At 72.3% G+C, this 22,925-nt stretch carries 24 protein-coding genes and 1 tRNA gene; 4 read left to right on the top strand and 21 right to left on the bottom strand.

All coding sequences use genetic code 11. From position 1 onward, the window contains the following. Positions 1-90: 90 nt before the first annotated feature. The 10 genes from ACGF3C_RS26970 to ACGF3C_RS26925 form a co-directional block, all read right to left on the bottom strand. Entirely contained in the window at positions 91-792 is a 702-nt protein-coding gene (locus tag ACGF3C_RS26970) for a MerR family transcriptional regulator (RefSeq protein ID WP_357227673.1), read from the bottom strand. Between the two features lie 50 nt (positions 793-842). Further along, a complete protein-coding gene (locus ACGF3C_RS26965) occupies positions 843-1,295 on the bottom strand; it encodes an FHA domain-containing protein (RefSeq protein ID WP_007071101.1) in 453 nt (150 codons plus the stop codon). Between the two features lie 214 nt (positions 1,296-1,509). Further along, positions 1,510-1,890, bottom strand: coding sequence for a glycine cleavage system protein GcvH (gcvH, locus tag ACGF3C_RS26960; protein WP_091397961.1), 381 nt, complete (start codon positions 1,888-1,890; stop codon positions 1,510-1,512). 60 nt (positions 1,891-1,950) lie between these two features. After that, the gene (locus tag ACGF3C_RS26955; RefSeq protein WP_393226377.1) at positions 1,951-2,955 is read right to left on the bottom strand and encodes a DUF881 domain-containing protein; all 1,005 of its coding nucleotides are present in this window, start codon (positions 2,953-2,955) and stop codon (positions 1,951-1,953) included. Between the two features lie 11 nt (positions 2,956-2,966). After that, entirely contained in the window at positions 2,967-3,299 is a 333-nt protein-coding gene (locus tag ACGF3C_RS26950; protein WP_030327710.1) for a small basic family protein, read from the bottom strand. Beyond that, on the bottom strand, positions 3,296-4,240 hold the full coding sequence (locus tag ACGF3C_RS26945) for a DUF881 domain-containing protein (RefSeq protein ID WP_357227668.1): 945 nt from the start codon (positions 4,238-4,240) through the stop codon (positions 3,296-3,298). The genes ACGF3C_RS26950 and ACGF3C_RS26945 overlap by 4 nt, the downstream gene beginning before the upstream one ends. Continuing rightward, positions 4,237-4,869, bottom strand: coding sequence for a CDP-alcohol phosphatidyltransferase family protein (locus ACGF3C_RS26940; protein WP_355007559.1), 633 nt, complete (start codon positions 4,867-4,869; stop codon positions 4,237-4,239). The genes ACGF3C_RS26945 and ACGF3C_RS26940 overlap by 4 nt, the downstream gene beginning before the upstream one ends. A gap of 294 nt (positions 4,870-5,163) precedes the next feature. After that, entirely contained in the window at positions 5,164-5,625 is a 462-nt protein-coding gene (locus tag ACGF3C_RS26935; RefSeq protein WP_357227682.1) for a MarR family transcriptional regulator, read from the bottom strand. Positions 5,626-5,681: 56 nt separating this feature from the next. After that, entirely contained in the window at positions 5,682-6,854 is a 1,173-nt protein-coding gene (locus tag ACGF3C_RS26930) for a PP2C family protein-serine/threonine phosphatase (RefSeq protein WP_393226374.1), read from the bottom strand. 71 nt (positions 6,855-6,925) lie between these two features. Next, positions 6,926-7,672: an SAM-dependent methyltransferase gene (locus ACGF3C_RS26925; protein WP_393226371.1), complete on the bottom strand. Its 747-nt coding sequence runs from the start codon at positions 7,670-7,672 to the stop codon at positions 6,926-6,928. 113 nt (positions 7,673-7,785) lie between these two features. On the opposite strand from ACGF3C_RS26925, the gene ACGF3C_RS26920 reads away from it, so the two are divergent. From ACGF3C_RS26920 to ACGF3C_RS26910, 3 genes are all read left to right on the top strand, one after another. Continuing rightward, positions 7,786-8,667: a universal stress protein gene (locus ACGF3C_RS26920; protein ID WP_393226369.1), complete on the top strand. Its 882-nt coding sequence runs from the start codon at positions 7,786-7,788 to the stop codon at positions 8,665-8,667. A gap of 99 nt (positions 8,668-8,766) precedes the next feature. Beyond that, a complete protein-coding gene (locus ACGF3C_RS26915; RefSeq protein ID WP_088989541.1) occupies positions 8,767-8,979 on the top strand; it encodes a phosphatidylethanolamine-binding protein in 213 nt (70 codons plus the stop codon). Next, complete coding sequence (locus ACGF3C_RS26910) at positions 8,976-9,452, top strand: hypothetical protein (protein WP_357258648.1); 477 nt, start codon at positions 8,976-8,978, stop codon at positions 9,450-9,452. Before ACGF3C_RS26915 ends, ACGF3C_RS26910 begins: the two co-directional genes overlap by 4 nt. A 5-nt stretch (positions 9,453-9,457) precedes the next feature. On the opposite strand, the gene ACGF3C_RS26905 is transcribed toward ACGF3C_RS26910, so the two are convergent. Beyond that, positions 9,458-9,661 carry a hypothetical protein gene (locus ACGF3C_RS26905; RefSeq protein WP_355007565.1) on the bottom strand — a complete coding sequence of 68 codons (204 nt, stop codon included), beginning with the start codon at positions 9,659-9,661 and terminating at the stop codon, positions 9,458-9,460. A 133-nt stretch (positions 9,662-9,794) separates the two neighbouring features. On the opposite strand from ACGF3C_RS26905, the gene ACGF3C_RS26900 reads away from it, so the two are divergent. Further along, positions 9,795-10,445 (top strand): hypothetical protein, encoded by a 651-nt coding sequence (locus tag ACGF3C_RS26900; RefSeq protein WP_357229782.1) that lies wholly within the window; start codon positions 9,795-9,797, stop codon positions 10,443-10,445. 5 nt (positions 10,446-10,450) lie between these two features. Here ACGF3C_RS26900 and ACGF3C_RS26895 read toward each other — a convergent pair whose 3' ends face one another. The 10 genes from ACGF3C_RS26895 to fdh all read right to left on the bottom strand — a co-directional run bounded on the left by ACGF3C_RS26895 (position 10,451) and on the right by fdh (position 21,888). Next, positions 10,451-10,636, bottom strand: coding sequence for a hypothetical protein (locus ACGF3C_RS26895; protein WP_036410487.1), 186 nt, complete (start codon positions 10,634-10,636; stop codon positions 10,451-10,453). Between the two features lie 73 nt (positions 10,637-10,709). Next, on the bottom strand, positions 10,710-11,987 hold the full coding sequence (locus ACGF3C_RS26890) for a hemolysin family protein (protein WP_393226365.1): 1,278 nt from the start codon (positions 11,985-11,987) through the stop codon (positions 10,710-10,712). Positions 11,988-12,067: 80 nt separating this feature from the next. Then, a complete protein-coding gene (locus ACGF3C_RS26885) occupies positions 12,068-12,265 on the bottom strand; it encodes a hypothetical protein (RefSeq protein WP_238669770.1) in 198 nt (65 codons plus the stop codon). A 58-nt stretch (positions 12,266-12,323) separates the two neighbouring features. Beyond that, complete coding sequence (locus ACGF3C_RS26880) at positions 12,324-13,064, bottom strand: hypothetical protein (RefSeq protein WP_393226362.1); 741 nt, start codon at positions 13,062-13,064, stop codon at positions 12,324-12,326. Positions 13,065-13,117: 53 nt separating this feature from the next. Beyond that, on the bottom strand, positions 13,118-14,902 hold the full coding sequence (gene selB, locus ACGF3C_RS26875) for a selenocysteine-specific translation elongation factor (RefSeq protein ID WP_393226359.1): 1,785 nt from the start codon (positions 14,900-14,902) through the stop codon (positions 13,118-13,120). A 2-nt stretch (positions 14,903-14,904) separates the two neighbouring features. Continuing rightward, positions 14,905-16,209 (bottom strand): L-seryl-tRNA(Sec) selenium transferase, encoded by a 1,305-nt coding sequence (selA, locus tag ACGF3C_RS26870; protein ID WP_393226356.1) that lies wholly within the window; start codon positions 16,207-16,209, stop codon positions 14,905-14,907. A gap of 23 nt (positions 16,210-16,232) precedes the next feature. Beyond that, positions 16,233-16,328, bottom strand: a tRNA-Sec gene (locus tag ACGF3C_RS26865). A 13-nt stretch (positions 16,329-16,341) separates the two neighbouring features. Further along, on the bottom strand, positions 16,342-17,313 hold the full coding sequence (gene nrfD / locus ACGF3C_RS26860; RefSeq protein ID WP_393226353.1) for an NrfD/PsrC family molybdoenzyme membrane anchor subunit: 972 nt from the start codon (positions 17,311-17,313) through the stop codon (positions 16,342-16,344). Between the two features lie 344 nt (positions 17,314-17,657). After that, positions 17,658-18,626, bottom strand: coding sequence for a 4Fe-4S dicluster domain-containing protein (locus ACGF3C_RS26855; protein ID WP_357230081.1), 969 nt, complete (start codon positions 18,624-18,626; stop codon positions 17,658-17,660). Beyond that, positions 18,616-21,888 (bottom strand): formate dehydrogenase, encoded by a 3,273-nt coding sequence (gene fdh / locus ACGF3C_RS26850; protein ID WP_393226350.1) that lies wholly within the window; start codon positions 21,886-21,888, stop codon positions 18,616-18,618. Before fdh ends, ACGF3C_RS26855 begins: the two co-directional genes overlap by 11 nt. Positions 21,889-22,925: the final 1,037 nt, after the last annotated feature.

The raw sequence follows: 22,925 nt of genomic DNA, 5'->3' as shown, positions 1-22,925 counted from the left end.
CGTCCGCGCCGAAAAGGGGTTACCCCGGCAAGCCTACGGCACGCTTCCCGGAAGAGATCTTTCCGCTCAGCCGCCACCCACCGGGCACCCTCACCGACCCAACGTCGACCGCAGCCCCACCCGCACCAACGCCGCGTGCAACTGCTCCGACAACGCCACCAACTCCCGCGCCGTCTCCGCCGCCCGCGCCCGCGCCGCCGGATCACTCTGCCGCGCCAACGGCGCCACCAACTGCGCGAACAAACCGACCTCCCGGTCCGCCGCCGTCCGATAACCCCGCAGGTGCCGCGGCTCCAACCCGTACGCCGCCAACCCCGCCACCGCCGACGCGATGATCAGAGCATCAGCGTCATACCAACCCGGCGGATCCGACACCAGCACACCGAGCCGCTCCAACTCCACCAACGTCGACTCGTCGATCCCACTGCGCGCCACCAGATCCGCCCGGCCGAGCCGCACCTGCGACGACTCGGCCGGCTCCGCGAACTCACGACCCGGCACCGCACCATCAGGACCAACCGCCACCAACGCCGGCCGCGACCGCTCCGGCTGCTCACCGGACGAATCCCACTGGGCCAACTGCTCCCGAATCACCCGCAACGGCAGGTACCTGTCCCGCTGCGCGGTCAACACGAACCGCAACCGCGCCACATCGTCCCAGCTGTACTTCCGGTAACCCGCCGCCGTCCGCTGCGGCTCGACCAAACCCTCGGCCTCAAGAAACCGCAGCTTCGAAATCGTGGTATCCGGAAAATCCACCCGCAACTGCCCAAGCACCTCACCGATGCTCATCAGCGGCTCAGACCGAGCCGCGCCGGGTGACATGGAGGCCGCAGGCTCGTTCACCCCCGGCCGGCCTCCTCCTCCGGGCGCGGACCGGCGATGAACACCACCCGGAACTTACCGATCTGAACCTCGTCACCATTGCTCAACGTGGCCGCCTCGACCCGCTCACGATTGACGTACGTGCCATTCAGGCTACCCACGTCCCGCACCGTGAACGTCCCACCATCACGGTGGAACTCCGCGTGCCGACGCGACACCGTCACGTCATCCAGGAAGATGTCACTGTCCGGGTGCCGGCCACTGGTCGTCACATCGTGGTCCAACAAGAACCGGGCACCCGCATTCGGGCCTCGACGAACCACCAGCAGCGCCATACCCGGCGGCAACGAACCGGACATCCGGCTCGGCACCACATCGGTATCCGGCCCCTCCAGCACTTCGTCGAGCGAACCGAGATTGAGCGTCGAAGTGACGTCGAGTGGGGGGAACTCGTCGTCTGGCCGCGTCATGGGACCACCTCACGGATCTGTTCGGTCGGCGTCGGGTAATGGCGGGTCTGGCCGCCGGGCACTTGAACACCCGGCGGCTGGCTCCCCGTGCCCGGGAAGGCAATTCCGCAACGCTCAACTATTGGGTTCTCGGTCGACTGGGCGAGCCTAGCCAGCGCCGAAATGCAGGGCAACCGGACGCGCGCAGACATCCCGCGCACCGGATCAAGCACACTCAGCCTTCGGTGATCTTCTGATACGCGGCCGCCGTCAGCAACCCATCCGTCGCAGTCGGATCGTTCGGCGTGATCTCCACCAACCAACCCTCACCGTACGGATCAGTGTTGATCAGCTCAGGCGTGTCAGCCAACGCATCGTTGCGCGCCGCCACCGTACCGGCCACCGGCGCGTAGATCTCCGACACGCTCTTGGTCGACTCGATCTCACCCAACGAGTCACCGGCCGCGACCACCGCACCCGCCTCGGGCAACTGCACGTACACGATGTCACCGAGCGCGTCCTGCGCGAAGTGGGTGATGCCGACCCGGACCGAAGCCGTGCCGTCACCCGCCACCCACTCATGCTCGGCGGTGTATCGCAGATCCTCGGGTATCACCAGACGCGTCCTTCATCCATCGGTGCCCCGGACCACCCGGGTCCGGCGCGGCCGCGCCGGTCAGGAGACCGGACGGGCGTGTTCCAACTTGATCGGCACGTGCAGCGCCGAAACCTCGGCAACCTCACGCTCCCCAAACGTCACGTTACCGCCGTCACCCCGGACCGACGCCACCACCCCACCAGGAATGTTCAACGCCGTACGCATCGTCGCCGGATCACCGATCACCGTGATCGTGTACGGCCCCGACAACCGACGCCCCTCCACGATCAACGACCCGTTGTTCTCCCCATCGAGGAAGTACGTCGACGCGATGATCCGCACCGTCGCCCGATCCCCACCGGAAATCTGCATCGCCTCGGCGCCCGCACCGCGCAGCTCCTGCACCGCGTCCAACACCCGGTTCGCCGAAATCGGCTTCGCACCACCGTCGAACTGGACAGTCAACCCCGGACCCACCGCCGGCAACGTCCCCGCCAGGATGCCCAACTCGTCCGCCCGCCGCGTCGCCTCATCCAACGCCGCCTGACGACCCTGCTCACCCGAGCGCAACTGCCGCTGGCTGTCCTCCAGAGCCCGGATGTCCTGCTGCAGGCGATTCTCCCGCGCATCCAGATCCGACAGGATCCGGACCAGGTCCTCCTGCCGGGTGGCACCCAGAGTCGGGTCCGTCGACGTCGTCTTCAACTGCACGACCAACGTGAACCCCAGCAACGCCAACAACGCGGCGATCATCACCCCGGCCGCGCTCCACCGGGACCGACCAGCCACCACCGGCGCCGCCGACTCTCCCACCGGCTCCGCCAACCCGTCGGAACCCGCAACCGGCTGCTCACCCGACCGCGACACCGCGCTCAGGTCCACCGTCGCACCATCGTCGACCGGCTCCACACCCGGATCGGCCACAAGCTCGTCATCCGTTGGCGCCTGCGGCGCCAACGGGCTCAACTCATCCGGATCCGGCGCATCCGGCCGCGGATCCGGCTCACCCGCCGGCCCACCCGGCCGCACCGGACCCGCCGGCTGCGGCCACCCGGTCCCCGTGTCGGTCTGCTCGTCACTCATCGCAACCCAACCTACGCCCGGAACAGGTGCCGACGGATCGCCGCCACGTTGCCGAAGATACGCACCCCCAACACAACGACCACACCGGTGGACAACTGCCCACCCACCCCCAACTGGTCACCCAGATACACGATCAGACCAGCAACCAGCACGTTCGAAATGAACGACACCACGAACTGCTTGTCGTCGAAGATGCGGTCCAACCGGGCCCGCACCCCACCGAAAACCGCGTCCAACGCGGCCACCACCGCGATCGGCAGGTACGGCTGCAACGCCGCCGGCACCGTGGGATCAAGCCACACGCCCAGCACCACACCGGCGAGCAACGCCAACACCGCGATCATCGGCCACCTCCGGAGGGGCTAACAGTCGTCCCCGGACCGGACGACCCGGGACTGCCGGAACGGACACCCGACGCGGAAGGGCTCGGACTGACCGACGGCTTGGCGTAGCGTAGCTGCGGCTCCGGCGCCGCCGGCAGGGTGAGGTCATCCGCCTCCCGCACACCGAACGACAACCCCGTCCCCTGCGCGACCTTCCGCATCAGCGCCGCGTTCCGGCTGTCCTCGAACTTGCGCCGCATCGAACCCGGCCCAATCGCCGACACCTCGTACGGCCCGGTCACCGGCCGGAAATCCACGAGCATCGCCTCACCCGCCGACCGGATCGTCGACGTCGACGTCAACCGCTGCCCGTTGATGGCGATCGCCTCCGCACCAGCACTCCACAACGCGTTCGCCACACCCTGCAGGTCGCTGTAGAGCACCCGCGGCGGCCCCGCGCCGGCACCGGTGACCGCGTCCGCCTTGTCCGGCGCGTCCGCCAACCGCACCACCACACCGTCACCGCGCACCCGGCCCAACCCGGTGCTCGCCTCCAGGTTGCGCAACCGGGCGGCGGCCGAACCGGTCAACGCCGCGTCCCGCTGCCGACTGACCTCCTCGCGCAGCTGGTCCGCCTGCGTGGACAACCGATCGGTCTGGCTCTCCCGCTCCTTGATCTGCGCCACCAGACCCGAACGGGCCTGGCTGCGCCCCGGCTCGTCCGCCATCGTCTGCCGGTACGCGACCGCGAACAGGAAACCGAGCATCACCACCACGACAAGGCTCACCGACCGTGCCGGCAAGGCCCGCCACCCGCGCGCCGGAGCGGACTCCGCCGAGCGCCGACGGGCGGCAGCCGCATCCGCGTACCCCGGATCCAGCGGGTTGCGGAACAGCTCGGTGAGGAAGTCCGGCGCGTACACCCGGTCCTGGCCGGGTTTTCCCAGCCGAGGCGCGCTCACGCCGCCGCTCCCGGACCGCGCGCCGCGCGCACCAGCCGGGCCGCCTGCACGACGTACATCGCGCCGGCCACCCAGTACAGCACCAGCCCCCACCAGGCCAACGCCCAACCGATGGCGCTCGCCGCCGTCGCCACGTCGGTGGCCGCGCTGGCCAACAACAGCACCGGGAACGCCGCGAGCAGCAGGAACGTGGCGGTCTTGCCCACGTAGTGCACCGGCGGCGGACCGTACCCGTAGCGACGCAGCACCGCCAGCGAGGCCAGCAGGAGCACCTCACGGGCCAGCAGCGCCGCGGTGAACTGCCACGGCACCACCTCCCGCGCGGTGAAGGCGATCAGGGTGGCGAGGATGTAGAGCCGGTCGGCGAGTGGGTCGAGCAACTCGCCCAGGCGGCTGACCTGGTGCAGGCGGCGGGCGATCCAGCCGTCGACCCAGTCGGTGGTGCCCCCGATGGCCAGCACCACGACCGCCGCCACGTCGGCCCGCGCCACCAGGAACAGGTAGAGGAAGAGCGGCACGCCCAGCAGCCGCCCGAAGCTGATCAGGTTGGGAAGGGTGAGGACCTGGTTGCCGGGAGTCTCGTCACCGGTGTCCCGCGGTTGCTCTGCCCGAGCCGGCCGACGCGACACCGATCCTCCTCCACGGCACGCGGGCCCCCGGCCGGCGCCGGGCGCGGCTGAGGGTCGTACGCGCTGTCGGGCCGACCAGCGCCGGCTCTCCCCTGCGGCCCCGGGCGGGGCCCCTTGCCCTGATACGGCCCGCGATCTCGATGATCGCGGGCCGGGTAGGTGCGCTGCCACTATATCGGGCTTCCTCTCGCTGGCTGGCCGCTGCCGTGGCCTGCCGGTGCGGCGGTGTCGCACTGTGGCGTGGATCACCACGCGTAGAGCGTCCTAGGATACTAGTGGAAGAGGGGTTGGTGCTCAGGCCGTCTGAACGGCGGGATCGGTCTGCTGCTCGGGCACCGACGTCGCCGCCCGAGCGAACCCGGCCAGCGCCAGCAACAGCTCGTGCTGCATCCGCGCCGGCATCCGGTCCAGCACCGCCTGCACCGCGCGCTGACGCCGCTCGGCCAACTCCCCCAACAGAGTCAGCGCCGCAGGGGTCGGCACCAACCGCACCTCACGCCGGTCACGCGGATCGGCCACCCGACGCAACAGCCCGGTCGCCTCCAACCGGTCGCACAGGCGGCTCGCCGACGAGGGCACCACGTCCAGCAGCTCCGCCAACCCGTTGACGTTGGTCTCCGGACGACCGCTGATCAGCGTGAGCACCCTCAGCTGGGTGGGCGGCACCTGGTGCCGCGACGCGGCCGACTCCAGCACGGCGATCAGCGTCTCGGCGGCCGTGGTGATCGCCGCGGCGAGATCCGCAGGTCGCTCCACCTGATATCCCCTGCCGTTGTCGCGCTGGTGCCCGCCCGGCAATGCGGCGGCGAGACTCACGCCATGCTCCGCTCGCGTGGACCGCGCCAGTCCAGACAGACCACGACGGCGTCGTCACGCAGATCGGAATCGGCGTGATAGGCGTGTAGCTCGCGCATCACCGTACCAACCGCCTCGGCCGGCGGCTGCAACCGCGTGGCGCGCAGGGAACGTGCCATCGCCCGCTGCCCGTACGGCTCCTGGCCCGGCGGCTCGGCGGCCCACACCCCGTCGGTGACGACGAAGAGCCGGTCACCGGGGGCGAGTTGCATCTCCTGAAGCTCGTAGCGGGTCTCGGCGAACATGCCCAGCGGCAGCTGCTGATCGAGTTTCATCGGCTCGACAGTGGACCCGCGCATCCGCAACAGGTGGGGCGAGCCCGCGTCGACGGCCCGCACCCGGCCGAGGCGAGTGTCCACCTCAAGCAGCAGCGTGGCCACGTACCGGGCGCCCCGGTGTTGGTAGAAGACCGAGTCCGAGGCCAGCTCGGCCTGCTCCACCAGGCCGCCACCGGAGCGACGCGCGTTGCGCATCGCGTTGACAGTGACGGCTGTCAACAGCGACGCCGCCAGCCCGTTGCCCTCGCCGTTGAGCACCGTCAGGGTGAGACGGTCGCCGTCCAGCGACCAGTCGAAGTGGTCGCCACCCACCGTGTACGCCGGTTCGAGCTGGCCGGCCAGGTCGAACGCGTGGTGGGACACACCACGACCGGGCAGGAGGTCCCACTGCATCTCGGCGGCCATCGTCAGTCGCTCCCGGCGGCGGGCCCGCCGGTAGCGGTCGGTCTCCCGGTCCGCCGCGCGCATCGCCACCGCCAGAGCGCCGGCGATGTCCGTCGCCCGACCGGTGACCGCCGCGTTCGGTACGGCCGGCAGCTCGATCAGCAGCACACCCAGCCGCTCGCCCCACACGGTCAACGGCAGGTAGAGCCGGCAGGGGCCCTCACCATCGCGGACCGGCTGCTGGCTGCTGAAGCAGCGCTGCGCCATGGTGTGGCAGGCCAGGAAGCCGGCCGCCGGCAGGTCCGGATCCAGCACCGGCCACAGGCCGCTGATCCGGTAGTCGGCGACGAAGACGTCGGTGCGAAGCGCGCCCATCGCGGACCGGATCGCCCGGTCCGCCGCCTCCGCCAACTGGTCGGGCGGTGCCTCGCGCAACGCGCGCGACACCACGTCCGGCGCGTCTACCATCGTCGACCTCCCCCGAAGCTTGCTGTAGGGCAAGCATCATACGGACGCCACCGGAGGGGTGATCGGCGCGGTCAGTCTCCCGCGCGGGTCGCGAGCACACCGTGGAACGCGTCGGGCACCTCGGCCGGCGGGCCTTCCGGGCGCCACTCGGAAACCGGGACGATCCCGTCCGCCGTCGGCACCCACCGACCCAGCAGGGGCGCGAACGCCGCCGGTGGACGCATCCGGAACTGCGGCCCCATCATGGCCAGCGCCTGCGGGTGACCGGCCAGCTCCTCGGTGTCGAAGTCCACAGCGAGCAGACTGCCCGGCGCCGCGGCAGCGTACAGCTCGTCGAGGGTGCGGGTCAGCGTGGCGTCGTCGAGGAACGCGGCCAACCCCAGGAAGACCACTCCGACCGGCCGTCGACCCCACCCCGGCACGAAACGGTGCAGTTGCGCCGGGTCGACGGTGCCGATGTCGGTCGCGTCGCCGAAGCCGTAGCCGGCCCGGTCGCTGCCGGCGAGGATGCTCTGTCCCAGTCGGATGGTGACCGGGTCGACATCGGTGTAGAGCACCGTCGCGTCGGCGGCGACCTCGTGCACGTTGCCCATCGTCGGCACCCCGGCGCCGAACACCAGGAACCCGTCGACGCCCTGCTCGGCCACGGCCCGCACCGCCCGGCCCAGGAACGCCCGCAGCTCGCGGAACACCGGCGCGCACGGCCCGTACGCCTGCTCGAACGCGTTCGCGGCGGCCACGTCCACGGGGAAGTGATGCTGCCCGCCGAGCCAAAAGTCGATCATGCGAGCGGTGCTCGGCTGGTCCGGTTCACCCATCGGCGGCGCTCCCTCCCCGGTCGTCGCCAGCGTACCGACCGGGACGCGCTCGGCGGTATCGCGACGCGGGGGCGTCCGGGCCCGCGATACTGGCCGCGAGCGGAGGTGGGGCCGTGAACTCGGCGAACAACGCGGCGGTGGTGGTCGGCGTCGACGGCTCGGAGTCGGCGCTGCGCGCCGTGCGCCTCGCCGCCGCCGAGGCGGCCCGCCGGCACCGACCACTACGGGTCGTGCACGGCTTCATCTGGCCGTTGCTGCACGTGCCCGTCTCCCCCGCCCCGCACGCGCCTCCTGGCGGTGGGCTGCGCCACCGGGCCGAGGAACTCGTCGAGGCCGCGGTGCGCGAGGCCGAGGCGACAGTGCCCGGGTTGACGATCTCCGGCGAGATCATCGACGGTGAGGCCGCCGCGGTGCTGGTGGGCGAGTCCCCCACCGCCGCGCTCATCGTGCTCGGCGATCGCGGGCTGGGTGGGTTCTCCGCGCTGCTGGTCGGCTCGGTCGCGGTGCAGGTCGCCGCGTACGCCGACTGCCCGGTGCTGGTCGCGCGCGGCACGCAACGCCCCGACGAGCCGGTCCTGGTCGCCGTGGACGGCTCGGACGCCTCCCGGCTGGCGGCGGACTTCGCCGCCGAGACCGCAGTGTCACTCGGCGTGCCGCTGATGGCTGTGCACGCCTACCGACATCCCGGCAGCAGCGGCCCGGGCGACATGCAACCCCTGGTGTACGACGAGGCGAAGTTGCGCGGCGAGCAGGAACGGATGCTCGCCGGGTGGCTGACCGGGTTCACCGAGGCCCACCAGGGTCTGCGGTTGACCTGCCAGGTGGCGCACGGCCGACCCGGCACTGCGCTCGCCGAGGCGTCCCGCTCCGCCCAACTGGCGGTCGTCGGTGGGCGCGGGCGCGGCGAGGTGACCGGGTTGCTGCTGGGGTCGGTGAGCCAGTCGATGCTGCACCACGCGCAGTGCCCGGTGGTCGTGGTCCGCGCGCCCCGGTAGTGCGCCGGGGTTGGTCCGCCGCCAGACGGGTAGACGGCCGCGGTACGCCCAGCGGACGGCGGGCAGCACCAGGTGCCCAGACCGACGAAGGAGGCACAGATGCCAGGACCACGGCCGGGCAGTAACGCGTACGACAAGCAGCGCGCGCGGTTGCGTAACGCGATCGACGACTCCGGACGCCGGGTACCCGACGGCAAGGCCAACCAGGTCGCGAACAGGATCCTCCAGGAGGATCGCGGTCAACGAGGCGTGGTGCGCGGCGACCGGACGTACGGCCCGAAGAGCGAGCGCGAACCGGGCGACCCGAAGTGAGGACGGTCGACGTGGCCGACGGCGCGATCGCAGGCGCCGTCGGCAGCACCGCGCTGAACGTGGTCAGCTACCTGGACATGGCACTGCGGGGACGGCCGGAGAGCGACGTCCCCCAGGAGACCGTCGACCGGCTGGCCGGGATCGCGCACGTCGACCTGGGAAACGGGGCCCGGGCGGCCAACCGCCGCTCGGGCCTCGGGCCGCTGATCGGTTACGGGTTGGGCGTCGCCGCGGGGGTCGGGTTCGCGCTCTACGCCGGTGGTCGACGTCAGCCGTTGCCGGTGGCCACCGGTCTGCTCGGCGCGGGCGTCATGACCATGACCGACGGGTCGATCACCGTGCTCGGGATCAGCGACCCGCGTACGTGGCGGCGCTCCGACTGGATCTCCGACATCATCCCGCACCTCGCGTACGGGCTGGCGGCCGCCGCCACCTGGAACAGGTTGCGACGGCCGCCAGGCCGCGGTCGCTAGGTCCGTCAGCGGGTGTCGCTGTCGTCCTCGGCCACCGGCTCACCGGCCGGGCCGTACGGCGACACCTGCCCCTTGGGCACCGGACGACCGGCGTCACCGCGCGACGAGCCGCGGTTGGCCGGATGCCCGCCCGGGGCGGGGCCCTTGTTGTCCTGGCTGGTGGCGCCCAGTGCGTTGCGGCGCAACTCCTGCTGCTGCGGGTTCGTCACGGGGTGTCTCCCTCCGGTACGGCAGGCGGCAGAAGCCGCCTCCACAGTCGGCATACCCGCCCGCCCCGATGGCATTCCGGCCTCGGCCAGCGGTGCGACGGCTAGCGGCTTCTCAAGTGGGTAACCCGACCGGGTGGGCAATGATCGAAGTGTGGTGCGGGTGTTGCTCGACCGGCGTGGCCGCACGTACGCGGAGGAGGCCGGCATCCGGCTCTCCGACCGGCCGGGGCCGCTGTACCAGCTGCTGGTGCTGACCACGCTGCTGAGCACCCGGATCCGCGCGTGCGTGGCGGTGGACGCGGCGCGGGAACTGTTCGCCGCCGGCTACCGCACCCCACAGGCGATGGAGGCGGCCAGGTGGCAGGAGCGCGTCGACGCGCTGGGCCGGGGCCACTACCGCCGCTACGACGAGCGGACCGCCACCATGCTCGGCACCGGCGCCCGGCTGTGCCTGGACCGTTGGCACGGAGACCTGCGACGCCTGCACCGGGAGGCCCAGGGCGACCCGGCCGGGCTGCGGCGACGGCTCACCGAGTTCCCCGGCATCGGCCCCACCGGCGCGGACATCTACCTGCGCGAGGCACAGACCGTCTGGTCGGACGTGCGCCCGTACGCCGACCGTCGGGCCCTGGCCGGGGCGAAGCGGTTGGGCCTGCCGGGGTCCCCGGACCGGCTCGCCGGTCTCGTCGACGAACCGGACTTCGGCCGGCTCGCGTCAGCGCTGGTACGGGTGGCGCTGGGTGAGGAGTCCGCCGGTGAGGTCACCCGGGTCGCCGCCCGTTGAGGCGCTCATTTGACCGTCTTGTCCCCCGGCCGGGTCAGGTGCCACACCAGCAACGCGGCGAGCAGCGCCAGGACCACCACCCCGCCGGAGATGCCACGGCCCTCCTCGGGGCTGCGGCCGGCGCTGCCGAAGTAGATCACCGCGAGGCCGGCCAGCACCGTGACGAACGTACGCAACCCTCGGTCCTTCACGTCTGGCACCGTAGGCGTACCGCGTTCCCCGCCTTGTCGATTTGGACCTTTTGTCAGCCTTCTGGGTGAACGCTCAGCGCTCGGTGACGAACCCGCAGAGGCGCACCCGGCGCACCGCCCGGTCGGCGACCTCCACCACCTGCAGGGTCAGACCGGGCAGCCGCACCGTCTCACCCGGGGAGTCCGGCAGGTGCCGCAGTCGGGCCAGCACCAGACCAGCCACTGTCGTGTAGTCCCGGGACAACGGGAAGCTCAGCCGCACCCCCAGGTCGGGCAGGTCGTGCAGCGGGAAGTCACCGGGCACCAGCAGGGACCCGTCCGGTTCCCGGACCACCCCGTGCACGTCCCGGTCGGTCTCGTCGTACAACTCACCGACCACCTCGGCCAGAAGATCCTCCATGGTGATCATGCCGTCGATGCCCCCGTGCTCGTCGACGACCAGGGCCAGCTGCTGATGCTCCTGGCGCAGCCGACGCATCGCGTCGGCGACCGGCAGGGTCACCGGCAGCAGCAGCGGCGCCTGGACCCGCTCACCCACTTCAGCGGTGCCGGCCCGCACCAGGTCGCGGATGTGCACCACCCCGAGCACCTCGTCCAGGCCGCCGGGGCCGGTGACGGGAGCGCGGGACCGTCCGGCGGCGGCGAGCCGCCGGACGCCCTCGTCGGCGGCCAGACCGGCGGGCAGCGTCGTCACCTCCCGCCGAGCGACCAGGATCTCCCGCAGCGTCCGGCCGGCGATGTCGAACGCGCCGGTCAGGATCTCCCGCTGCTGGGCCGACAGGCCGCGCTGGCTGGCCAGCATCTCCCGCAACTCCTCCTCGGTCATCTCCTCCCGGTTGGCCCGCGGGTCACCACCGGCGAGCCGGACGACCGCGTCGGTGGCCCGGCTGAGCAGCCACACCGCCGGCCGGGACACCCGAGCCAACAGATCCAACGGGCCGGCGCTCAGCAGCGCCCAACGCTCGGCCCGCTGCATGGCCAGCCGCTTCGGGGCCAGCTCACCGAGCACCAGCGTGACGAAGGTCAGCAGCACGGTCACCAGCAGAACCGCGGCGGGACGCGCCGCCGCGCCGAGGAAACCCAACGGCCCGACCAGCGGAGAGGCCAACGACACCGCGGCCGCCGCCGAGGCCAGGAACCCCGCCAGGGTGATGCCGAGCTGAATCGTGGCCAGGTAGCGGTTCGGGTCCCGGGACAGCTGCACCAACCGGTCACCGGCGCGGCTGCGCCGGCCCAGCCGCCGCAACTGCCCCTCCCGCAGGGTCACCAGCGCCATCTCGCTGCCGGAGAGCGCGGCGTTGACCAGCACCAGCACGGCCACCAACGCCAACTGCCCGAGCTGACTGCCCATCGCGTGCCCCCGTCCGCCGCCTGAGGTCACTCAACCGCAGCGGGGCGCGGCGTGGGCGGTGTTTGCGACCGCGCCCCCGCTCAGTCGACCTCCAGGTCGTCCAGCGAGATGGCGTGGGTCATCAGCCACCGGGCCAGGGCCGACATGCCGAACAGCCACAGCGGCACCGACTCGGTGGGGCCGTTGGTGGCGTAGATGGCGAAACGGAGGTCCGGCGCCCGGTACGCCTCGATCCGCCACTTGTGCTGCCGGTCCCGCCAGACCGCCGAAGGGTCCATGGCGTCACCGTAGGTGACCATCGCCGACCTCGGGGCCGGTTGGCCCGGCATCGCCGGCTCAGCCCGGCACCACCGTCGTCCCGAACACGATGCGGGCAACGGACACCAGGAGGCTGATGCCGACCGCGGCGAGGATCAGCCAGCCGAACCCACGCCACCCCGAGCCCCGGTCAGGCACCGGCACCGGCGGTGGTCTCCACAGCTCCCGGTAGGTCCAGGCCAGCACACCAGTCCCGAACGGCAGGAGGCCGACCCAGAACCAGAACCACCGGGTGCCGACCAGCGGCGGCGCGCCGCCGATCAAGCGGCCCAGCCAGAGCACGGTCAGCACACCGGCGAGCAGAGCCGCGGCGTTCCCGATCCGCTGCGCGGTGCCGCCCCCGGCCTGCCACGAATCGTCGACCGCGGCACGCCGCGCGTCCCACCAGGTGCTCGCCGACGAGTCCGGCCCGACGGTGGACGAGTCCGAGGCGAACGGCGCCCCAGCGGCGTACCGGTTCTGGCCGTTCGACACGGTCCAGGTCAGCATCCCCCCGTCGGCCGCGTACTGCACACGCGGCCGGCTCCCCCAGTACGCGCCGTCGTCGGCCCAGCCGTACGCCCGCTGGTAGCTCACCACCCGGCCGGCCGCGAGATCCCGGTCGAGCTGGGCCTCGGTCGACGCGCGGGGCTCGACCCACCACGCCAGACCGGCCCACAGCACCCACAGCACCGGCAGCCCCCAGCGCAGCGCCACCGAGACGATCTCCCGCCAGCGGCCACCGAACGGCCGCGCCCGGGACGCCATCACCTCGACCATCAGCCCACCGTCGCATCCCGACGCCACCCTGTCAGCCCCGCAGGGGCGCGCGTTCAGGTGACGACGATCCGGACGTCGTCGGGCAGCCGGCGGGTCGCGCCCCGCCGGTCCAGCAGTTCCAGCAGGGGCACCGCCACCCGGCGGGTGGTGTCCAATGCCTGCCGGGCCGCGGAGAGGGTGAACGGCTGCGGCAACCCGGCCAACACCCGGACCGCGTCGTCGAGCGCGTCGGGCAGCAGCACCACATTGTCGGCCAGCCGCAGCAGCGCACCGGCCCGCACCGCGGCGCCGATCTCCCGGGGGCCCAGGCCGAGGTCGACGAGGCGGTCCGCTTCGGGGGCGCGGAACGGCCGGTCGCCGTACTCGGCGCGGACCCGGCTCACGGCCAGGGCCACCGGTTCGGGCAGCGCGTTGGCGCTCGCCGCCCCGACCCGACCGGCGTGGATCCGCAGCGGCGGCCGGACCAGCGCCTCGACCAGCACCCGGTCGGGCAGGGCGAGGCGCTGACGCAGGGCGTCCACCGGCATTCCGGCCTCCAACGGGTGCTCCCGCGCGTGCCGGGCGACCTCCTCGGTCAGCCGCTCGCCGAGCTGCCGCCAGTGCGCGGGGTCGGCCAGCCAGTCACCGGCCACCGGCGCCGCCCACGCCGGGCTGTCCCGCCCGGGCCCGGTAGGCACCGGCACACCCATCCGGATCAACGCGCCGGCCCGGATCAGTCGGCGACGGCGCAGCTCCCCCGCCAGGTCGGGTCGACCGTCCAACTCGGCGAGGACCTGCGAGCGGGCGGCGGCCGCACCCCGTCGGCCCAGCGGTGGCGGCGCCACGTCCAGCACCCGTACCCCGCCGCTGACGTGGTGGCGGCCCGGGTCCCGCAGCAGCGCCCGGTCACCCACCAGCAACGGCAGCGGGCGGGCCAGCCGCAGCCGGACGGTGTCCGGGCCGAGTGGGCGCACCCGTACCGGCACCGCCGCCGACCCGACGTGCAGCGTGAGGGTGGCCGGCAGGTCGCCGGCCGGGTCGCCGGCGAGCCGGACGTCGACGAGGTCGGTGTGGTGAAACCGGCCCGGGGTGAGCAGCGCGTCGCCCCGGCCGAGCCGGTCGCGCGGCGTACCCCGCAGGTTGACCGCGACCCGGGCGACCGCCGCCGCCTCCGGGCGGGCCTCGCCCAGGCAGTGCAGGCCGCGGACCCGGACCGGTTCGTCGGCGCCGGCCAGCTCCAGTTCGTCGCCGACCCGCAGCCGGCCGCCGCCGAGGGTCCCGGTGACGACAGTGCCGCTGCCCCGCACCGTGAAGCTGCGGTCCACCCAGAGCCGGACCGGGTCGTCCACGACCGGCGCGGGCAACTGGGCGGCGAGGCGGTCCAGGGCGACCCGCAGCTCCGGCAGGCCGGCGCCGGTCAGGCCGCTGACCGCCACCGCCGGCACCGCGCCGAGGCTGGTCGCGGCGATCTCGGCGCGGGCGCGGGCCGTCGCCGGCCCCGGATCGGCCAGGTCCGCGCGGGTCACCGCGAGCAGGCCGTACGCGACGCCGAGCGCGTCGAGCGCGGCCAGGTGCTCGGCGGACTGCGGCATCCAGCCCTCGTCGGCGGCCACCACGATCAGCGCTGCCGGGACCGGGCCGACCCCGGCGAGCATGTTCGGCACGAACCGCTCGTGCCCGGGTACGTCGACGAAGGCGACGGTGGCGCCGGACGGCAGCGTCGTCCAGGCGAAACCCAGGTCGATGGTCATCCCCCGGCGGCGTTCCTCGGCCCACCGGTCGGGTTCCATCCCGGTCAACGCCCGGACCAGTGTCGACTTGCCGTGGTCGACGTGCCCGGCGGTCGCGACGACGAACACGTTCAGTCGTCCCCGGGTACGCGCAGCACTGCCTCGCGGACGGCGTCGTCGGCGTCGGCGGGCACACAGCGCAGGTCGAGCAGGAGTCGCCCGCGCACCACCCGCCCGAGGACCGGCGGGTTCCCGGTGCGCAGCGGGAACGCGTACCGCTCGGGCAGGCTCAACGCCCACGAGTCCAACTCCACGCCGGGGGCGCCGCCCCCGCCGACCACCGCGACGGCCGGCACCACCTCCGCCTTGCGGCCGTCCGCGCCGAGGCGGTCCCGCAGGCGCTCCACCCGTTCCCGCAGAGTGCCCGGCTCGGCGTGCAGCGCCGCGTGGGTCGGTGTGTGCGGTTGGTGCAGGGTGGCGGCGAGCGCGGCCAGGGTGAGCTTGTCCACCCGCAGCGCCCGGGCCAGCGGGTGACGTCGCAGCCGGTCGACCACCTCGGCGTCACCGAGCAGCAGCCCGGCCTGCGGCCCACCGAGCAGCTTGTCGCCGCTGGCGGTGACCAGCGTGGCGCCCGCTCGCAGGGTGCTGGCCGCGTCCGGTTCGTCGGGCAGCAGCGGGTCCGCGCCGAGCAGCCCGGAGCCGATGTCGGCGACCACCGGCACCCCGAGCGTGGCCAGTTGCCGTACCCCGACGGCGGAGGTGAAGCCGGTGATCCGGAAGTTCGACGGGTGCACCTTGAGCACGAAACCGGTCTGCGGGCCGAGCGCGGCGGCGTAGTCCGCGACTGTGGTGCGGTTGGTGGTGCCCACCTCGCGCAGCCGCGCGCCGGTGCTCTCCAGCAGGTCGGGCAGGCGGAAACCGTCGCCGATCTCGACCAGTTCGCCCCGGCTGACCACGATCTCCCGGCCGGCGGCCAACGCGGTGGCGGCCAGCACCAGCGCGGCGGCGCCGTTGTTGACCACGTGCACGGCGCCCGCGTCGGGCACGGCGGCGGCCAGCGCGTCGAGCGCGCCCCGGCCGCGGCGGGCCCGCCGGCCGGTGGCCAGGTCCAACTCGACGTCGGTGTGCCCGGCGGCGGCCACCACCGCGGCGACCGCGGCCGACGACAACGCCGCCCGGCCCAGGTTGGTGTGCAGCACGACACCGGTGGCGTTGAGCACCACCCGGGGGCCGGGCGTGGGCAACGCGGCGACCGCCGCGTCGCGTACCTCGTCGGGGTCGAGCTCACCGCGACGGGCGCGGCCCTGCGCGTGGGAGACGATCGCCTTGACCTGCTCCCGGCCGAGAGTCACGGTGGCGGCGGCCAGCACCGGGTCGGCGAGCAGCGTGTCCGTACGGGGCACCCGACGTCGCGGGTCCACCGGGCCGTCGCCCATCACGTCATCTCCTGCAAGCGGTGTGGCGGAGACGGACGGGAATCGAACCCGCCTGGCCCGGGTCCCGGACCACTCCGGTTTTGAAGACCGGGAGGGGCACCAGCCGCCTGAACGCCTCCACCGGCCATTCGATCACACCGCGGGCGGCTCCGCCCAGTCAGATGGAAGATCCATGGCGGTCCGCCGCGCTTCCACCCGCTCGCGCTGCGGCACCACTGTGTACCGGGGGTCGCGGGCCGAGGCGACACCACCGTAGAAGATGCCGAACCGGGTCAGCACCGACGCGGCCAGCAGCGCCGTCCCCGAGAGCGCACCGACCACCCGGTGACGCCGGCCCAGCAGAGCACCCGCCACCCCACCGAGGGTCAGCAGCCGCGCGGCGCGCAGCATCCCGCCCGGCCGGCCCAACCGGTAGGGCTCGCTGAGCAGGCCGAGGCGGCTCTCCACCCGATGCGTGCCGTACAGCTCCAGGGCCGCGCCGGCCACCGCCATCCGGCGGGCCGGCCCGGCCTGGGCCGGCGGCGCGGCGAGCAGACCCACGCCGGCGCCGCTGGCCAACGCGCTGCCCGCGAAGATCACCGGCAACTCGGGGTACGCCTCATGCCACGACGGCACCGCCGTGTCGGCCAGCAACACCCCGGTGTACGTGGCCAGCGCCGGCGCGGTGCCGGCGGCGAGCAGCCCGGCGGCGTGCCCGATCGGCGGCAGCGCCCGGCCGGCCAGCCCGAGCAGACCGCGCCGGGGCAGCACACCGGCCGCCTCGGCGATCGCGGCGACACCCGCCGCCGGCCCGTACGCGGTGAGGATCCAGGTACCCATCGACATCGGCGAGGTCGGCTTGGCCACCCGCAGCATGTGGTGGAACCGCGCCGGCCGGCCCAGGTCCTTGACCAGGAAGACCGCGCTGGCGCTGACGGCTGCCAACGCGGTGACCCGGCCGGCGCGCCGCAACGCGGGACGCCCGGTGAGCTGCCCACCCGCGGCCAGCAGCGACGAGCCGGCTGCCAGCCCGCCGGTGAACAGGTACGCGGCGATGTCCCACTTCCACACCGGCCCCTTGAGGATGGGCCGACCGTAGTAGGACGTGAACTCGGCCTCCGGCACCCGCAGTTCCTCGGCGCCCCCGCCGCGCCGCCTGCGCCGCCGACCGGGAGGTTCGCCGCTCCGTCGCACCGTCTGGTCACCCCGACGGCCGCTGCCAACCTCGTTACCGCTGCTGCTGCCCCTGCCGGTGGTGATGGCCCTGCCGGTGGTGATGGCCCTGCCGCCCGGGTGATCGTCCGCGCCGGCCGGCGGCTCTGCACCCCGCGCATGCTCTGCACCCCGCGCATGCTCTGCGCCCGTCGCGCTACCCGGCCGCTCGTGGCTCGCCTGTGGTCGGTGGCCGCCCTCGTCGGCGAGCCGCTCCCGGAAGCGACGGAACCGGTCGCCCACGGGGCCCGACGGGATCATGAGGAACCTCCGACGAACGCGGCGACGGTCGCCGCCGCCATGGCGAGAGCGGCGAGGCCGGCGCGCTTCCACATCTTCGGCAGGTCACGGGTGGTCACGACCGGGTCGGGCGGCAGCCCGTACACCTCGGGTTCGTCCAGGAGCAGGAAGAACGCGCCGTCACCACCCACGCCGTCGTTCGGGTCGTGCCCGTACAGGCGGGCCTCGGGGACGCCCCTGGCGTGCAGCGTCGTCACCCGGGCGGCGGCGCGTTCACGCAGCTCGTCCAGGGGCCCGTACTGGATCGACTCGGTCGGACACGCCTGCGCACACGCCGGGGTCATCCCCGCGCCCAACCGGTCGTAGCACAGCGTGCACTTCCACGCCCGACCGTCGTCCTTACGCTGGTCGATCACCCCGTACGGACACGCCGAGATGCAGTACCCACACCCGTTGCAGATGTCCTCCTGCACCACCACCGTGCCGAACTCCGTGCGGAACAACGAACCCGTCGGACACACGTCCAGGCAGGCGGCATGGGTGCAGTGCTTGCAGACGTCCGACATCATCAACCACCGGAAATCCGTACGCTCCTCGACGCCCGTGCCCCGGCCCGGCGGTTGGGCCCCCGGCATCCCCAGAAACTGCGGTCCCGCGTCGACCGGCCGGGCCCGGTCCGCGTCGACCGGCGCCCCGAGGACGTCCGCCAGGGCGACACCATGCCCGGCCGGGCGGGGCTGCTCGATGAACGCGACGTGTCGCCACGAGTTCGCTGTCAACGCGCCGGTGTTGTCGTACGACATGCCCAGCAGGTCCAGGCCGCTCTCCGGAACGCCGTTCCACTCCTTGCAGGCGACCTCACAGGCCTTGCAGCCGATGCAGACGCTGGTGTCGGTGAAGAACCCCATCCGCGGCGGCGCGTTCTCATAACCTGCCTCGGGTGCCGGGTCCAGCGGACCGTACAGGCTGTTCGGGTCAGGAAGCACCGTGCTCCTTCCCCTCGTCGTCGGTGGTCACAGCCGGCGCGTGCTGGCCCGGGATGATCCCGGCGCGCCTCTGGTAGTCGGCCACCAGGTCGAGCAACGCCGGGCCGGTGGGACGGCGGCCCGGCCGCACGTCGCAGGTGCCGACCTTGCTCTCCTGGATCAGCACGTTCGGGTCCAGGCTGATGCCGAACAGATCGTTGGCCGAGTCGCCGGTCACCAGACCCTCGAACCCGAAGTGGTACGGCAACCACACCTGGTGGATGATCCGACCGTCCACCCGCAACGGGGTGAGCCGATCGGTCACCAGCACCTTCGCCTCGATCACCGCGCGGCCGCTGACCAGATGCGCCCAACCCAGATGCGTCAGCCCGACCTCGCCGGCCAGGGCCGGGGACACCTCGACGAACATCTCCGGTTGCAACTCCGCGAGGGGTGACACCGTCCGGCTCATCGCACCGGCGGTGTGGTGCTCGGTGAGCCGGCTGACAGTGAACACGTACGGGAACACCTGAGCGTGCTCCTGCGGCGGACTCGGGTTCACCGAGTTCACCGGGTGTGCGTACATCTTGCGCGTCGGGTTGGCCTGCTGACCGTAGATCGGGTTACGCACCGGCGACTCCACCGGCTCGTAGTGCGTCGGCAGCGGCCCGTCCAGGACACCGCTGGGCGCGTACAACCAGCCCTTGCCGTCGCCCTGCATGACGAACGGGTCGTCGCCCGCGATGCCCTCCGGCCCGGACGCGCCGGGCGGCGGCCGGTACGACGGTGGCTTGGTCTTCTCGAAGTCCGGCACGTCGTAGCCGGTCCACTCGCCCTTGTCCGCGTCCCACCAGACGTAGCGTTTGCGCTCGGACCACGGGTTGCCGTCCGGGTCGGCGGAGGCACGGTTGTAGAGGATGCGCCGGTTCGCCGGCCACGCCCAACCCCACTCGGCGGCCACCCAGTCCTGTTCGTGCCGGGACTTGCGCCGGGCCGCCTGGTTCACCCCGTCCGCGTACACGCCGGTGTAGATCCAACAACCGATCGCGGTGGAGCCGTCCGCGCGGGCCTCCGCGAAACTGGACAGCGGACGGCCGCTGGCCACGTCGTACCCGTTGATCTCGCGCAGCACCGCCTCGGCGCTCGGCTCCGCGTGCGGACCGTGCGTGGGATAGTCCCAGGTGAGGTCGAGCAGCGCACGGTCGCGCGGCAGCGGCGAGTCGGCCAGCCGCTCCCGCAGTTTGCGGCCCAGGTGATAGAAGAACCACAGCTCGGAGCGGGCGTCGCCCGGCGGTTCGACGGCCTTCTCCCGCCACTGCAACAACCGCTGCGTCTGGGTGAACGTGCCCTCCTTCTCCACGTGCGACGCGGCGGGCAGGAAGAACACCTCCGTGCGGCACTCCTGCGGCACGATCTCGCCGGTGGCGACCTCGGGGCCGTTCTGCCAGAACGTCGCGCTCTCGATCATGAACAGGTCGCGGACCACCAACCAGTCGAGGTTGGCCATGCCGAGACGCTGCGCGCGTCCGTGCGCCGACCCGACCGCCGGGTTCTGCCCGAGCAGGAAGTACCCCTTGATCTTCCCGTCGATCATGTTCAGCACCTGCTGGTACGTGCCGTGATCACCGGTCAGCCGAGGCAGGTAGCCGTAACAGAAGTCGTTCTCCGGCGTCGCCGCGTCACCCCAGTACGCCTTGAGCAGGCTGGCGGCGAACGACCCGGCGTTACCCCAGAATCCCTTCTGCCCCGGATGGCGAATGCTGTCCACCCACTCCTCGAAGCTCGGGTGCTCGGCGTGATGCGGCATCGGCAGATAACCGGGCAGCAGGTTGAACAACGTCGGGATGTCGGTCGAGCCCTGAATGCTGGCGTGCCCGCGCAGGGCCATCACCCCGCCACCCGGGCGGCCCATGTTGCCCAGCAGGAGCTGGATGATCGCGCCGGTGCGGATGTACTGCACACCCACGCTGTGCTGCGTCCAGCCCACGGAGTAGATCAGCATGCCGGTGCGGTCCCGGCCGGAGTTCGTCGTCCACGCCCGCGCCAACTCCAGGAACTGCGCCTGCGAGATGCCGCAGACCCGCTCCACCATCTCCGGGGTGTAACGGGCGAAGTGTCGCTTGAGGATCTGGTAGACGCAGCGCGGGTGCTGCAACGACTCATCGCGGCGGGTCTGGCCGCTCACCTGCGCGCCGTGCGACTCGTGCGTCAACCCCGCCGCGCTGTCCCGCTCCTGCGCCGTGTGCCCACTGCCCGACGAACCCTCGTGCCCCTCGTACTGCCAGCTGTCCTGCACGTAGGCGCCGGTCTCCGGGTCGAAGCCGGAGAAGAAGCCGTCGCCGTCCTCGGTGTCGCTGAACTCCTCGCTGACGATGGTCGCCGCGTTGGTGTACGCGAGCACGTACTCCCGGAAGTCCAACTCGTTGTCCAGGATGTAGCGCACCACCCCACCGAGCAGCGCGATGTCCGTGCCCGCCCGGATCGGCAGGTACTCATCAGCGACCGCACTCGTGCGGGTGAACCGGGGGTCGACGTGGAAGACCTTCGCCCCCCGACGCTTGGCCTCCATCACCCACTGGAAACCCACCGGGTGTGCCTCAGCCATGTTGGAGCCCTGGATGACGATCACGTCAGCGTTGGCGATGTCCTGCTGGAAATCCGTCGCACCGCCGCGACCGAAGCTGGCCCCCAGACCGGGGACGGTGGCGGAGTGTCAAATACGGGCCTGGTTCTCGATCTGCAGCGCCCCCATCGCGGTGAACAACTTCTTGATGAGGTAGTTCTCCTCGTTGTCCAACGTCGCCCCACCGAGACTGGAGATGCCCAGCGTCCGGTTGAGCGGCCGGCCCTCAGCGTCGACGTCCTCCCAGGTCTCGTCGCGGGCGGCGAGGATCCGGTCGGCGATCATGTCGAGCGCCGTGTCAAGCTCCAGATCCTCCCACTGCGTCGAGTACGGCCGGCGGTAGCGGACCGTGGTCTGCCGCAGCGGGCTGGTCACCAGGCTCTTGCTCGCCGAACCCTTCGGACAGAGCCGACCCCGCGAGATCGGACTATCCGGATCACCCTCGATCTGACTGACCCGCCCATCCTTCACGAACACCCGCTGACCACACCCCACAGCGCAGTACGGGCAGACAGACCGGGACATCGAATCGGCGGTATCGGTACGGGCGGTCAGTGCGCGGGACCCGTCAGACTTCGCCGCGGCACCCCGGCCCAGCGGGTCCGTGCCGGTGAGCTGGCGATAGACCGGCCAACCCTCGATAAAGGTCCGTAGACCCACCCCGACACCCCCTCCCACGCGAGCGACCCTCTGAAGATAGGTCAACTGAGACAGGTTCGCGAACCGAGGACGCACGACAGCGCCGCCCCCGGCTGGTGGGCCGGGGGCGGCGCTGGTGTCGGTGTGCAGGTCGCCTCTCGGCGAGTGGCACGACGCGGCTCCAGCCGAACGGTATTCCGCGAGGGCGATATTAGGTGAGGCCCGGGGACACTGAGTCACACCGACACCCTCCACAACCAGCCCGCCACCGCCATTGTTCCCGCACCCGCCGTACCCCTATCCACCCATCCGATCGCCGCCCCGCCCGGCGATCCCGCCGCCCCGCCGGCCGGCGTTAGGCGGTCGGCTGGTCGGCCGGCGCGGGCGGGCGGGCGGCGCGGCGGGAGCGGCGGTCGGCGGGCGGTCTCAACGCCTCGCCGCTGCGCCGGACCGTTCTGCCGCGGGTTTCCATCGCCGCACGCCGGTCGCCTCACGACCGCGGCACCCGCCGTCGCGCCGCGCTTCGGCCACAAACCTTGAGATCTTGGACAGTTTCCGTTCGCACGGGACGGAAACTGTCCAAGATCTGCGGGCGGATGCGGGTTGGATCTCGCTATCCACATCCCGCGGGGGCTTCGGCACCGCGGGGTCCATCTCTAGGTCCAACCGCCGACCCCGAACGCCCGTGGCCGGCGGTCAGCGAACGGCGGCCGACGTTGGGGGTCGGCCTGACTGGCGACTGGCGACTGGCGACCGGCGACCGGCGACCGGCGACCGGCGACCGGCGACCGGCGACTGCTAACGACCGGAGGTCAGCGCATGGCCCCGGTGCACCGACCAGGCCAGCCGGATGAACCACAATGGCCCACAACAGAAAGGCCGCTGGCCGGCACCCCGGGTTGCGGGTGCCGGCCAGCGGTCGGTGTCCTGGTGCTGGGGTGCTGTGGTGCTGTGGTGCTGTGATGCTGTGGTGCTGTGGTCTTGCCGTGCGGGTCAGCTGTTCCAGTGCTGGCCGACGAGGTCGGTGGCCTGCTGCTCCCACTGGGCGTAGGCGTCCG

The sequence above is a fragment of the Micromonospora sp. NPDC047762 genome (assembly GCF_043204655.1).
In the GTDB taxonomy this organism is placed as follows: domain Bacteria; phylum Actinomycetota; class Actinomycetes; order Mycobacteriales; family Micromonosporaceae; genus Micromonospora.
The sequence above is the reverse complement of the archived record's forward strand: the minus strand, read 5'-3'. Positions and strand labels throughout refer to the sequence as shown.